Source organism: Bacillus nitroreducens (assembly GCF_964021195.1).
In genome coordinates this window covers 3,258,209-3,271,388 of record NZ_CAXHYI020000003.1, presented here as the reverse complement: position 1 = coordinate 3,271,388, position 13,180 = coordinate 3,258,209, and the positions used below count along the sequence as shown (strand labels likewise).

Annotated in this window: 15 protein-coding genes; 3 read left to right on the top strand and 12 right to left on the bottom strand. The window is 37.8% G+C overall.

Annotation, left to right across the window (positions count from 1 at the left end; genetic code table 11):
- Window positions 1-42: 42 nt before the first annotated feature.
- Together ACWPVE_RS19890 and deoD are read right to left on the bottom strand one after the other, a co-directional pair.
- Window positions 43-2,235 (bottom strand): amidohydrolase family protein, encoded by a 2,193-nt coding sequence (locus ACWPVE_RS19890; RefSeq protein WP_453996422.1) that lies wholly within the window; start codon window positions 2,233-2,235, stop codon window positions 43-45.
- Window positions 2,236-2,405: 170 nt separating this feature from the next.
- The gene (gene deoD / locus ACWPVE_RS19885; protein WP_453996420.1) at window positions 2,406-3,110 is read right to left on the bottom strand and encodes a purine-nucleoside phosphorylase; all 705 of its coding nucleotides are present in this window, start codon (window positions 3,108-3,110) and stop codon (window positions 2,406-2,408) included.
- Window positions 3,111-3,243: 133 nt separating this feature from the next.
- Between deoD and ACWPVE_RS19880 the strand changes: the two genes are divergently transcribed.
- Entirely contained in the window at window positions 3,244-3,378 is a 135-nt protein-coding gene (locus ACWPVE_RS19880; RefSeq protein WP_453996418.1) for a hypothetical protein, read from the top strand.
- Window positions 3,379-3,393: 15 nt separating this feature from the next.
- Entirely contained in the window at window positions 3,394-3,540 is a 147-nt protein-coding gene (locus ACWPVE_RS19875; RefSeq protein ID WP_453996416.1) for a hypothetical protein, read from the top strand.
- A 413-nt stretch (window positions 3,541-3,953) separates the two neighbouring features.
- Here the strand turns inward: ACWPVE_RS19875 and ACWPVE_RS19870 are convergent, their stop codons facing one another.
- Entirely contained in the window at window positions 3,954-4,121 is a 168-nt protein-coding gene (locus ACWPVE_RS19870; RefSeq protein WP_453997651.1) for a YozD family protein, read from the bottom strand.
- Window positions 4,122-4,269: 148 nt separating this feature from the next.
- On the opposite strand from ACWPVE_RS19870, the gene ACWPVE_RS19865 reads away from it, so the two are divergent.
- Window positions 4,270-4,467, top strand: coding sequence for a hypothetical protein (locus ACWPVE_RS19865; protein ID WP_453996414.1), 198 nt, complete (start codon window positions 4,270-4,272; stop codon window positions 4,465-4,467).
- On the opposite strand, the gene ACWPVE_RS19860 is transcribed toward ACWPVE_RS19865, so the two are convergent.
- The 9 genes from ACWPVE_RS19860 to ACWPVE_RS19820 all read right to left on the bottom strand — a co-directional run bounded on the left by ACWPVE_RS19860 (window position 4,464) and on the right by ACWPVE_RS19820 (window position 13,155).
- Complete coding sequence (locus tag ACWPVE_RS19860; RefSeq protein ID WP_453996412.1) at window positions 4,464-5,153, bottom strand: hypothetical protein; 690 nt, start codon at window positions 5,151-5,153, stop codon at window positions 4,464-4,466. The two genes, ACWPVE_RS19865 and ACWPVE_RS19860, sit on opposite strands and share 4 nt — an antisense overlap.
- 391 nt (window positions 5,154-5,544) lie before the next feature.
- The gene (locus ACWPVE_RS19855; protein ID WP_453996410.1) at window positions 5,545-5,763 is read right to left on the bottom strand and encodes a YozE family protein; all 219 of its coding nucleotides are present in this window, start codon (window positions 5,761-5,763) and stop codon (window positions 5,545-5,547) included.
- 625 nt (window positions 5,764-6,388) lie between these two features.
- Window positions 6,389-6,661, bottom strand: coding sequence for a YokU family protein (locus ACWPVE_RS19850; protein WP_453996408.1), 273 nt, complete (start codon window positions 6,659-6,661; stop codon window positions 6,389-6,391).
- A gap of 18 nt (window positions 6,662-6,679) precedes the next feature.
- Complete coding sequence (kamA, locus tag ACWPVE_RS19845; RefSeq protein ID WP_453996406.1) at window positions 6,680-8,092, bottom strand: lysine 2,3-aminomutase; 1,413 nt, start codon at window positions 8,090-8,092, stop codon at window positions 6,680-6,682.
- A gap of 82 nt (window positions 8,093-8,174) precedes the next feature.
- The gene (locus ACWPVE_RS19840; protein ID WP_453996404.1) at window positions 8,175-9,548 is read right to left on the bottom strand and encodes a sigma-54 interaction domain-containing protein; all 1,374 of its coding nucleotides are present in this window, start codon (window positions 9,546-9,548) and stop codon (window positions 8,175-8,177) included.
- 85 nt (window positions 9,549-9,633) lie between these two features.
- A complete protein-coding gene (gene ablB / locus ACWPVE_RS19835; RefSeq protein ID WP_453996402.1) occupies window positions 9,634-10,494 on the bottom strand; it encodes a putative beta-lysine N-acetyltransferase in 861 nt (286 codons plus the stop codon).
- A 34-nt stretch (window positions 10,495-10,528) separates the two neighbouring features.
- Complete coding sequence (locus tag ACWPVE_RS19830) at window positions 10,529-11,797, bottom strand: peptidase (RefSeq protein ID WP_453996400.1); 1,269 nt, start codon at window positions 11,795-11,797, stop codon at window positions 10,529-10,531.
- Between the two features lie 18 nt (window positions 11,798-11,815).
- On the bottom strand, window positions 11,816-12,478 hold the full coding sequence (locus ACWPVE_RS19825) for a 3-oxoacid CoA-transferase subunit B (protein ID WP_453996398.1): 663 nt from the start codon (window positions 12,476-12,478) through the stop codon (window positions 11,816-11,818).
- Entirely contained in the window at window positions 12,463-13,155 is a 693-nt protein-coding gene (locus tag ACWPVE_RS19820) for a CoA transferase subunit A (protein ID WP_453997649.1), read from the bottom strand. Before ACWPVE_RS19820 ends, ACWPVE_RS19825 begins: the two co-directional genes overlap by 16 nt.
- Window positions 13,156-13,180 lie beyond the last annotated feature (25 nt).

Genomic DNA, 13,180 nt, shown 5'->3' with positions numbered 1-13,180 from the left:
TTGCGGTTTCGAGGTGATTAAGACTGTAAAAATTAGTAAGGATTAAGATTCTTCAAAAACACCTTTAATTGGTTGTCCATTCTTGACGTGTGTGAGTACCCCACTCTCATCTTTTGCGATTTTACCAGAAACAATGACATATTCAATTCCTTTTGATAAGGAAGCTGGCTTTTCAGCAGTTGAGGTATCAATGATTTCATTGTAGTCAAAAATCGTAATATCTGCGGTTGCACCGATATCTAGTCTACCTCTAGTCGCCATTGCAGGTGCAATATCCTCAAGCTGTCTTGCAGAGTGAATCGTGATTTTTTTCATCCCTTCCATCAACGGCAATACATCTACGTCTCGAATATAGCGACCAATAAATCTTGAGAAGGTACCTGCCCCTCTAGGGTGATTGTACTCACTATCCATTGTGGCATCACTGCCAATCATGCTATGTTCGACCTGTAAGGCTTGAATCAGTTCTTTTTCATCCATTGCGTAAACAATAACTTGTCCACCTCTAGCACGGTGTATCGGAAAAGTTTCCTCTGTTAGACGCTCTGTTGTTCCCGCGACTTGAATATCTGAATACGTAATGCCAAAACGTGTTTGCCAGTCACCTGCCAGTCGTTCAAATGAAATATTAGTTGCCCATGAATCATATGGGTACACATCATATGTCACTTGGTACCCTTCTGCGCGAGCCTCTTCGATTAATGCGAGTGCTTCATCCATTGCACCCGTTCCACCTGTACTATGAAGATGCATAAAATGAACAGGAGCTTCAAGTTCTCTCGCATACCCAAGAACTTCTTTCACAGAATCTATACTTGTATGTTCTCCGGTTATACTAGAATGTCTGCCATGGAAATGGGTTACAAGCCCATACTCCTTTGCAACCTTCATAATAGCCTTTATTTCTTCTGGAGATGTACCAGGATAATATTCAGGGCTAAACGCTACAGAGAGCGCACCCTTCTTAATTTCCTCACGCGCACGATTCACCATATAATCAATTTGTTCCTGTGTCGGCGTTCCATGGTTGCCAAGTCCTGCCTCATATCTAAGACGCACTGCGAACAAGGCGCCCCCATAATTAACGGATGTTGGATATTTTTCATATTGATTAAAAAATCCATGAAAATCAACGGTACACCCATGCATTGATAAGTTTGTTGTCACTCCATCACCAATTTTAAATTTAGCGGCCATTGGATTTGGATTGAATGAAAGCATATCAATAAATCCAGGACTTACGATTTTTTGAAATGCATCGATTTCTGTTTCACCTTGAATAGTTGCTTTTGTAATGGCAGCTACTTTGTCTCCATTAATACCTACATTGTAACCAATTTTAATCGTTTCTTTATCTGGATCAAGAACGATTCCATTTTTAATGACAATATCAAATGTTTGATGTTTTTCTTCATGAGCGGTTTGTGGGTAATCAAACATTTTAATCAAAAGTTTATCTTTGTCCGATTTGAAGCCAATCAACTGCTCGCCGTCAAATAAAAACTTATCACCACTGATATTTTTAAGTTGAGTTGTTTTATTTGTCGCTAATTCATGTACATAAGCAGACACTTTGCCTTGATCCTTAATCGTATAGACAATTTGCTCAAGACCAGGGGTTGAATCGACCCAGTCAACTGTTGCTGACTCTGAAGGAAGGTTTACAACAAGTAAATCCATATGCGAATTAAATTCTGTAGTATTAAATATGATTTCGGCTTTCTTCATTTCTTGGTTGTTTTTCGCATACAGCATACCTTCCATGTAACCATTTTTAAACTTAATATTGCTAATGTTTGCTGAATCTTCAAAAGCCAATTCAGAGACAGTTTCTTTTGTCGCAATATTTATAATTTGGATGAAATTGCTTCCATCTTCCTTTTTACCGTATAAATACAACAAATGAGAATCTGGATTCACTTCAACACCTTGATAATTATTTTCTGGTATGTCTGGGATTTGAAAATCAGCCCATGGCATAACATTTTCTATTACAGATTGTTGGTGGTCTCCAATATAAAGCTTTTTTTCACCTTTTTCTTCAAGCATGGCAAGCACTTGATTTCCATAAAACGTAATTCCCTCAATTTTAAAGCCATTTACAATAAGTTGGCTTTTAACTTCTTCGTCAGACTTTGAAAATTTTTCGGACGGTGACAAGAATTTTGAACCAAGAAAGAACAGAAATATTACAATTGCCAACGTTACGCCTATTTTTACAAAACGATTTTTCATATTAATCACCCTAACAAAAGAGGAAAAAATTTCGAAACGCGAAATCTTTTCCCCCTAATCAAAATGCGCCTGACATATATCCTCGATTTTATTCGAACGATCTTTAAAAAATCGTGGCTATCCCTCAGAGGCGTTCATATCATTTTAGCTGATGCTAAAATATGTGTATATTACTCTTTTAATGCTGCTTCTAATGCTACTTCGATCATATCATTGAATGTCGTTTGACGTTCTTCAGCAGTTGTTTCTTCCCCTGTTAAAATATGATCACTCACTGTTAATACAGATAATGCATTTCGACCAAATTTTGCTGCTAATGTGTAGAGCGCAGTAGTTTCCATCTCTACAGCGAGTATTCCATATTCTGCCCATTTTTCTAATTCAGCATTTTCGTTATAAAAAACATCACTCGTAAATACGTTTCCTACCTTTAATTTTAACCCTTTTTCCACACCAACATCATATGCTTTTCTTAATAAATCAAATGAAGCAGTTGGCGCGTAGTCCACGGATCCAAAGTTGATACGATTCATTTGTGAATTTGTTGAAGATGTCATTGCCAAAATCACATCACGAACCTTTACATCCTTTTGAATAGCCCCACAAGTACCGACACGAATAAGATTTTGGACTCCATATTCATTCATCAACTCATGTATGTATATTGAAATCGACGGAACTCCCATTCCAGTTCCTTGAACAGAAACACGTTTTCCTTTGTATGTACCTGTAAAACCAAGCATACCTCGTACTTCATTATAACATTTCACATTTTCAAAAAAGTTTTCAGCAATATATTTTGCACGCAAAGGGTCTCCTGGGAGCAAAATTGTTTCAGCAATATCCCCTTTTTTCGCTCCAATATGTGTACTCATGTATGTACCTCCTATGTAGTAGAATTGAACTCTATCTATGTTACCACAATTACATTCTACTTAAAAATTTTCATTAACGCAAAATTATGGGGAAAGCTATGGTTGTAACATTTTCTTAAGGGGGTGTTCGTACGTGGGGAACAAAAAAATGAGTAAGAAATTAAGACAGGCTGTTGACTATGCAAATGCTACTGACACAACAAAGGGTGTTGGAAATCCACCAAATACATCAAAAAAAGAAAAAGATGGCTTTATACAGCCTAAGTAATGGAGGGAATATGTAATGGGAAAGAAAAATCGTAACCGTATCAATGCACCTAAGAAAAATAACCATATACCACCTGAAGCAATTGAGGCAGAACAAAATGCACATGGAAAAGAATTTTCCGCAGCGGGCGGACGTAAAAACGGACCTGGACATAATGAATGAGTAATGAATAAAGGGACGGCCAATGGCGGTCCCCCTTTTTGATGTGTAGCTTTAGATTGTATAGTAATTGTGTACTCGAAAAGGTCAACGGAAAATTTAATTGTAGAATTGTCTAGGCTTAGGTCGGTGTTTCATATCTATGAAGGACCTTCACAGTAGAACTTTTACAATGATCGGGACTTCATGCCATCAATAATGAAGCTTTATTGAAGTTCGAGACTTTGCTCTAGACTTCATTATAGTGCTTATAGAAATTAGGTAGAGCACATATTATGCTTTTCTCAATTACAGCGTTATGTTGATCACAGAAAAGCTTCGATATAAGGTCTTTAAATTTTTTTAACTATATTGACAGGGAATTTGCTATTTTTCAATAAAAAATACGGCGGGTTACCCCCCGCCGTACTATGTACTCAGTCGCTTTCCTCGTCAATGACACATTTATAGAGTAAGTATTCAAATGTAATATCCGCTAGTTCCTCTAGCTCTTCCTCACTCGGGGCAAATCCCCTTTGGACAAGCTCGTTATAGAAAAACTCAGCTATTTCCTCCGTATCAATAACAACCTCAATCTCCTTCAGCATGATCGCCCCCTTTACTTAAGATGTATGTCAAAAAAACATCACCTATGTCATTTTCATATGTATTTAATTTTTTAGTCATGAAATCGAATGTTCATACATAGAATGGGATATAAATAATTTGGACAAGCCTATTGGAGGGGTTTTCATGACAAACAAAGGCGTTATCGTATCATTTCCAGTTAAAGAAGAGGTCAAAAAGACAAATACATTCCTTGAATTCATTGACGGAGACGGGTTTGACAAAATGTTAGGAAAAGTAACAAACGGTCTATTTTCAGTTATTATATTTTTAGGGATCCCATATTTCTTTCATGTGTTATTACAAGCTTTTTTCATTCGTTAATCGTTACCTTTCCCAGACTCAAACTTTTGTAAATTTCTTAAAGCAAGGTCCATCACGTCTTTATATTTTTGATCCTGGAACATTTCGTACAGGATCTTGTAGTCATTGTAAACGTCAAGTAAACCATCAATGATATCTTTTTTCTCTTTTTTTAGATGCAAATGCTTTTTTTCGGATTTACGATAGATATCCATATTTTCATACATCCCCGCATTATTTTTCTTTTTCACAAAATACTTTAACGAATATTTTTGAAGGAATGTTTCAGCTTGATCAAAGTCTGCAAGTAGTGTTAGCTCATCCTCACCCGCTTCGAGCCACTCACCGTCTGTTACTCGTGCTAGTTCGTAAATCACATCCTCCCACGCACCCTCTTTATATCTCCAGATTTCAGTGTGTATGCCAACAATTATAAACACATCATTGTCATATCCTTGCACGAAGACAAGGTCACCAAAATAAAATTTATATTCAATTTCAATTTTTTCCGTTTCGATTGGCTTTGCTTTGTATTGGGAAAGCAAGGTTAGAGCAGATTCCGAATAAAAGACATCTCCTTTATTCACTTTATAAAGATAATTTCCATCGAGCTGGCGAATCTCCGTTACAGAACCAACAGTTCCATATACCGTAACGACAACGATATCCCCAATTTTGAATTTTGGTTGTTTGCGATTATCATCCATATCCTCATCCCTTTTGCTTTTGTGTCGATTTGAAGGGTGTGTGATAGTATATGCAAGTCTTTTGCAAAACGGCATTCGTTTAGGGCTTGTGGAGCAAGAAAAATATAGGGGTGCCGAGCCTAAAATTTTGGAGGCTGGGTGTTTCAGTTTCGTGGATAAGAAACCAGGTTGAATAAGAATAAGTGGCAGTAAATTTTGATAGTGCAATATGTCGGTGTTGGGCAAGCATGAATTGCTAGTGACAGTATTTTTGGGATAGTGACAGTAAATTTCGTATAGTGACAGTATTTTAAAATTAGTAACAGTATTTTTCGGATAGTGACAGTATTCTATATTTACACCAGAAAAATCGATAAAAAACCACCGAGAATCGTTATCTCGGTGGCTTAATTCAGTCTTCATTCACATATAGCTCCCAGGCTTTATCAAAAGTTGACATGCTTTTTAAATAATGTCCGTTAAGTTCTAAATATGAGCTCAATTCATCATAATCCTTCGAATAAATTGGAAAACTATGATCCAAATAAAGGTCGTTTGCAAACTGACTAATCTCATCTTTTGTTTTTTCTGCACGATATTTAACAATATAATGATAAAATGACTTCCCCAAAATAACACACCTACTCTTACGAACAGTTTTTAGGTCATTTTATCACGTCACTCTGTCATGTCAAATAAAAAAATAAATTCGGTAGTAAAAATAATATATAGTTTATTATTTTAATCATTATATTTCAAACTCATTCACAAGTTAAAGTGTACCTTACAAAATCGACTACTGTATGGTGGGTAAGATCGAAATTTACTAATGGTTCGAATTCGATGGATATTGGTTTATAACTAGGATGATCTAAATCAATTAATATTTTCCCATTTATTTCGGATGTAATCGGATCTATATCGATGCCATCAATTGTTTCCCCACCTTTACAAATAACCTAATTTTTGTCAATTCGGTACACTTCCTGCACTTGATCTGATTTTATATCAAACACGCCATCCGTCCATGTAAACGTTACAATTACTTTTTCCACTATTCATTCTCCTTTTTCGTTGAATCTTATCTTCATGTCCATAAAGGAGAATTTACTATGGATATTGATTTATTCCATGAAGTGGCGTTTCCAGAAATGGTGGTCGTTCTAATACTTTTGAAAATGTATGGAATACCGAGTCTAAAAAGGCTGCCCTGGTATTAAAACCATTTAGAACAGCCTTTTTATTTGATATGAACACTAAAATCGAAAATAGTTATGCTTTAAGAAACGTGGAATTTCCATTAGTTCCTTGTACTGTACGGTTTTTGCAAGTTTTTTTGTATCGATTAACATGAGCTGGTCTTCGATTTCATTGATGATGTTTTCCTCTTGATACTCCATACCACAATCGCCGCATTCAACACTTGGTGTATCTGTTATTTCAATTGCCCGCGTGCCATCAGGCAATTCCCAATAGACACTGTTCGTCACTTCTTTCGCGTTTTGCGAATCACACCACATACACTTCAACAAAATAACCTCCTCCCCTTAGCTTGATGTTTCCTCTTCTTTACCACCTTGCATTTTCTTCAAAGTAGATAGATATTTTTTCTCCTTCAACTGATCACGTTTTTCACGTTTATCCTTTAATGTGCTATGGGTAGGGTCTTCTGTGTATTTCTTTCTTCTTGTAAGTCGACTTATCCCCTCTGGTACAAGATTGAATCCGTCTCCTAGTAACCCCGCAATCCCAACTTTCGATTTTTTATTTTCAAGTGATTCGTAATGCTCTGAAAAATAAGCATCCGCACGGCCAGGCACATAGTTTTCTGGTTCAGGATATGTCGTAATGACACCTTCAAAGTTACGAAGCACTACTTTTTCTGGGCTTTGAGAAAGTAGATAGTTCGGCTGTAGCGCTATTTTTCCGCCTCCACCAGGTGCGTCGACGACAAATGTTGGTACAGCATAGCCTGAAGTGTGGCCACGCAGTCCTTCGATAATTTCAAGACCCTTTGAAACAGGGGCTCTAAAGTGTCCGATCCCTTCTGATAAGTCACATTGATAGATATAATAAGGACGAACCCTGATTTTAACTAAATCATGCATAAGCTTTTTCATGATTTCCACACTATCATTAATACCAGCCAAGATAACCGATTGATTTCCAACTGGAACACCAGCGTTCACTAGCATTTCACACGCAATTTTTGCTTCCTCAGTGATTTCAAGTGATGTGTTGAAATGAGTGTTTAACCATACTGGATGATATTTCTTTAAAATATTACATAAGTTTTCGGTTATTCGTTGTGGAAATACAACAGGAGCCCTTGTTCCAATTCGAATAATCTCGACATGCGGAATTGCACGCAAATTTTTTAAAATGTATTCAAGAATATTGTCGTTGATCAGTAGTCCATCACCGCCAGATATTAAAACATCGCGTACTTCTGGTGTATTTGCGATGTAACCAATAGCTGCATCTAGCTGTTTTTTCGGCACTCCCATACCGATTTGGCCAGAAAATCGTCTTCTCGTACAGTAACGGCAATACATCGAACATTGGTTTGTCACTAGAAACAAGACCCGGTCAGGATAGCGATGAGTGAGTCCTGGTACTGGTGAGTCCTCGTCTTCCTCTAACGGGTCCTCTAAATCGTATTTCGTTTTGTGAATTTCCTTTCCGATTGGAACTGATTGCATACGAATTGGACAACGCGGATCATCTGGGTTCATTAATGACGCATAATAAGGTGTTATATTTAAAGGAATCGTCTTTGTTGAAATCAATACACCCTCTTCTTCCTCAGGGGTTAGATTTATCACCTTGCGCAAATCGTCTATCGTTCGGATGGTATTGGTTAATTGCCAAATCCAATCATTCCATTGTTCTTCTGTTACATCCTTCCATAGCTCAATGTCTTTCCAATGACGTTTAGGTTTATATAAGTTTATTTGCATAAAAAATCTCCTCCCTATTCATATAACATGCAAAAAGCATGCCATACTTTTAAATAGAAAGGAGATTTGATAAAAAATAGGCTCATATTTTCATTTTTTGTAGCTTATACTGCAAGGTTTGTCGTGGAATTTTTAGTAGTTTAGCAGCTTGGTTGATATTCCCACGTGTTTTTTTCATGGCAGCTTCAATTAATGATCGTTCCGTTTCTCTAACTGCTTGACGAAGTGGTCTTATTGTAGACGTCGAATTCATCTGAGGGTGTTCAACAAGATGGTTCGGAAGCAATTCCTTTGTAAGCGAGTGTCCTTCGGCCATAATCATGGCATGTTCAATAATATGTTTTAACTCACGGACATTTCCAGGCCACTCATAGTTTGAAAATAACTTGATAACCTCGTCTTCTACTACTGAAACGTTTTTTTGAAGGTTGTGATTATTCATCCCAATAAAGTGATCCACTAAATATGGTATATCCTCTTTACGATCACGCAATGGTGGAATTACCAATGAAAGTACATTTAAACGATAATATAAATCAGGTCGTAGTTCACCATCCTTCACACAATCGGCTGGATACTTATTTAATGCCACTATCACGCGAACATCGACCTGGAGCGCTTTCGGGCTTCCGATTCTTCGTACCATCCCGTCCTCAAGCACACGGAGTAACCGAGATTGAAGCGCAAGTGGCATTGAATTAATTTCGTCCAAAAAAAGTGTTCCACCGTGTGCAATTTCAAATAATCCAGCCCGATCGACCGCTCCTGTATAGCTTCCTTTTACTGTTCCAAATAAGATGCTCTCTAGTAAACTTTCTGGTAACGCAGCACAGTTTTGTGCAATAAATGGTGCTTTTCTTCTTGGTGAAGCATTATGAATTGCTTGAACGAGCAGCTCTTTCCCAGTGCCTGTTTCTCCATACACAAGAACGGTTGAGGAGGAGTTGGCAACCTTTGTTGCCTGTTGTTTTACATGATTAAAGTGCTCATTTTTCGTCAGGATATCATGAAAGGTGTATTTTGCACCATCAATTTCATGAGGTTTTTTTGATACTTTGTGTACTTTGGATTGCAGGTCCATCAATTTATTGGACAAGTCTTTGATCTTAGAATAATCTTTTCCAATTTCAACGGCGCCCATAAATGTCCCGTTTATATGAATTGGAAGTGTCGTATTCACCGTATCGATCAGCTTTCCCCATTTATTTTTATACGTTTGGGGTAGATGAAAAATTGGTTGTCTTGTACGAATGACCTTTAATAGTGTGCTAGAATGCTCATTTAAAGAGGGAAACACCTCAAGAAGATGTTTTCCGAGGACCTCCTCTTTTGTGAGCCCATCATGCTTAGCTGCTACTTGATTATAGAAGATGGTGATTCCTTCTTCATTTACAACGTGAATTGCTTCGTCAATGCTATCTAAAATAGCGAGAACGAGTTCTTCTCCGATTTGCATGTATCTCCACCTCCTAACTTGAATGACGAAAATCTGGCACTTACTGCCGAAAAATGAACATAGGTACAATTATTCCTTAGCAAAACTATTTAGACTCATTAGATAAATCCTTCACCCATACATTCATGTCTTCAATCTTGTCAAAAATATAACAATTGTTAGTGAGTCTACCCGTGTATGTGTATCCTAGCTGGTAAAAGCTTTTATTCATACCATATGAAAGTGCCCTCGCGATTGAAAAGGCACAATAGATTCCTTGATTTACAAGTTCTTGTTCTAGTTGCATCAAGAGTTTTTTCATGAGTCCGTGCTTCCTGTATGCATCCAAAGTTGCGCAGTCGGTAAGCTCTGCATGATAAAAGTCATGATTCATTTCGGCTGATGCACTACTGACAATCACATCACCGTCAAGAGCAACATAGAAAATAGTCGAATCGTTTATAGCTTTTTTAATATAATCAGGTTGATTCAGTGGAGTTGGATAGATTTGGAATACAGTATCATATAAAGTAGCAAGTTGCTCTATGTCATCGACTGTTGCTTTGCGGATAATAAACGGTGTGTCTGTTAGATGATTTTCTCGTGGATGACGAAGAATGTCAGTCATGATCTGTTCTTCTTCCATCCATTTATCGCTGTTTCGCCTTTTATTTGTTAAATATTTCGTCACAAAATACGCATCACTGCCATTAAAATATTTCGGGATCACTGCTTCAATCATATAACCACGAGATATAAAACAAAGGAGATCTTCACGTTTCGCCATCCAAATGATTTTTTCAAAAGAATGCTGCTTGGCAATTTCATTGACCTCGGTTAAGAAGCTCATTACATTTCCTCGATAGTCGATCACTCTAAGTCGAAGGTTGAAATAATCTACAATAATGTTTGCTTTATATGTAGCTGCTTGTATTTTTTTCTGTTCACTGTATTTTTGAATTGACAACATCAATCCTCCTCATATCGTAATAATTTCATTGTTACTCTACTACTTCACACCATGTTAGGATGGTTTGGGCAATAATTTCTGCTGTTTCAAATACCCTTTCAAGTTCAATATATTCATTTGGATAATGGGCAACCTCCGTTGTTCCTGGACCAAACACGATTGTTGGTATTTTACCAACCGCAGTTAACAAACCACCATCTGTTCCCCAAGGTGAGGCTTCGATAATAGGTTCCCTTCCCATCACTTGTTTAAAACTTGTTTTTAAAACATTCATAAGTTCATGTTCAGGGTCAATTGTCCCTGGTACCCACCTAGCTCCAAACCATTCCAATCCGACTGGATGGTCTTTAAACCAAGGATCACTTTCAGGTAGTTTTTCAAGCCATTGTTGCATTTCTGCTTTAGCCTGTTCTATTGATTCTTCTGGTTTGACACCCATACGTCCTTCGAGAGTAACAACGTCTGGAACAGACGAAGGCCATGTCCCTCCATTAATTTTACCAATATTTATAGGAACTGGGATAGGTGTATTTTTATATAATGGGTCATTAATTGACCCATTTCGTATCATTTCAAGTTTTAATAAATGATGAATGACCGTTATGCTTTTTTCAATGGCACTCACGCCTTCATATCTTGTTCCACCATGTGCGATACGGCCATATATTTCGATTTTAAACCACATCGAACCTTGCTGCTTCGGGAATATCTTCATATTGGTAGGCTCAGGGATAATCGCCCCGTCCGCTTTATAGCCTCTTATTATTGCGGCAAGTGTTCCAGCTCCACCGCTTTCTTCTTCAATTACGCTTTGAAAAATAACGTCGCCTTTTAATTCGATTCCAGATTCCTTAATGGCTTGAATGGCTAAAAGTAGAGCTACATTTCCACCTTTCATATCGGTAGAACCGCGTCCATATAATTTTCCATCTTTTATTTCTGCAGAATATGGATCCATTTCCCATTGGGTGATGTCGCCTTCAGGAACGACATCGATATGTCCATTTAATAGAAGTGATTTTCCTCCACCATTACCTTTTAAAACAGCGACTACATTTGGACTATCAAGGAAATTCGAACGTGGCGAAACAAAATAGGGATGCTTTAATAGTTCAGTACCATTAGGCTCCCATATGTCAATTTGCATCCCTAATTGTCGACATTTTTCAATGACAATCGCTTGTGAAGACCTTTCATTACCTTGAAGACTGGGTTCTTGAACAAGCTTTTTTAATAGACGAATCCCTTTACTTTTATTCTCTTGGATCCATTGCTTTACTTTTGTGTAATTCTTACTCACAAACGTCCCCCCTCTTTATTAGGATAGTTGTGTAATGGCCCTATCCCATTTTAATTGGGCACTTGTATGTTTGATGACATCTTCAACTGAAAATGGACTCATCACTTCTAACAAATAGAGGCCGTCCTTTCTTACTTCTATCACGGCCATATCTGTGATGATAAGATCGACACAATTTTTTGAGGTCAAAGGTAAACTGCATTCTTTAACAATTTTGGAATTGCCATGTTTGTCAATATGGTTCATTAAGACGATTACTTTCTTTGCCTTTTGTGCTAACTCCATCGCCCCGCCCATACCAGGCACACGCTTGCCAGGAACGATCCAGTTGGCAAGGTCACCTTTTTCACTGACCTGAAGAGAACCGAGAATTGTGATATCTATATATCCACGACGAATCATCCCAAATGCTATGGAACTATCAAAATAGGAGGAACCGGTAATAGTTGTGACGGGGTAGCCAGCAGCATTGCAAAGATTCTCATCTTCGGCTCCTTTTTCGGGACTTGGGCCAATCCCTAAAACCCCATTTTCTGCATGGATCATTACATTCATTCCAGCAGGTAAATGATTCGGAACAAGAGAAGGTATCCCAATCCCTAGATTCACAACCATTCCGTCTTTTATTTCCTGTGCGGCACGTTTAGCAATTCGATTGCGAATATCTATTCCCATACCCATTTCCAGTTCACCCCTTTGCTCTTAATGACCATATCAACGTAGACACCAGGCGTAATAATTTCTTCTGGGTCAATTTCACCTAGTGGAACAATTTCCTCCACCTCTGCTATGGTGAATTTCCCTGCCATCGCAACTAGAGGATTCATATTTCGAGCACTTTTATCGTAAACAAGGTTACCAAATGGATCGCTTTTTTTAGCAAAAATAATCGAAACCTCAGCTGTTAATGGCTTTTCAAGGAGGTAATCTACACCATCAACGTGAATGATTTCTTTTCCATTTGATACGATTTCATTATCTATTCCGACATCTACTAAAATACCTCCAAGCCCGACACCACCTGCACGGATCCGTTCTGCAAGTGTGCCTTGAGGTGAAAATTCGATTTCCATTTTACCTTCTGTCATTAATTGCCCAGCAACAGGATTTGAGCCAATATGAGAAACGATGCATTTCTTTGCATGACCACGACTGACAAGCTTACCAATACCAATGTTAGGGAAACCCGTGTCGTTTCCAATCAAGGTTAAATTTTTGACGTTTTTCTCTAGTAAGCCTTCAATTAGCGATGGTGGATTTCCAATCCCACCAAAACCTCCAAACATCAGAGTTGTTCCATCATCAATCCGTTCGAGTGCGTCTTCTAGAGTTGAAATCTTATTGTATCGATTTTCAATCAACTTCTTCCACCTCCGACTATAT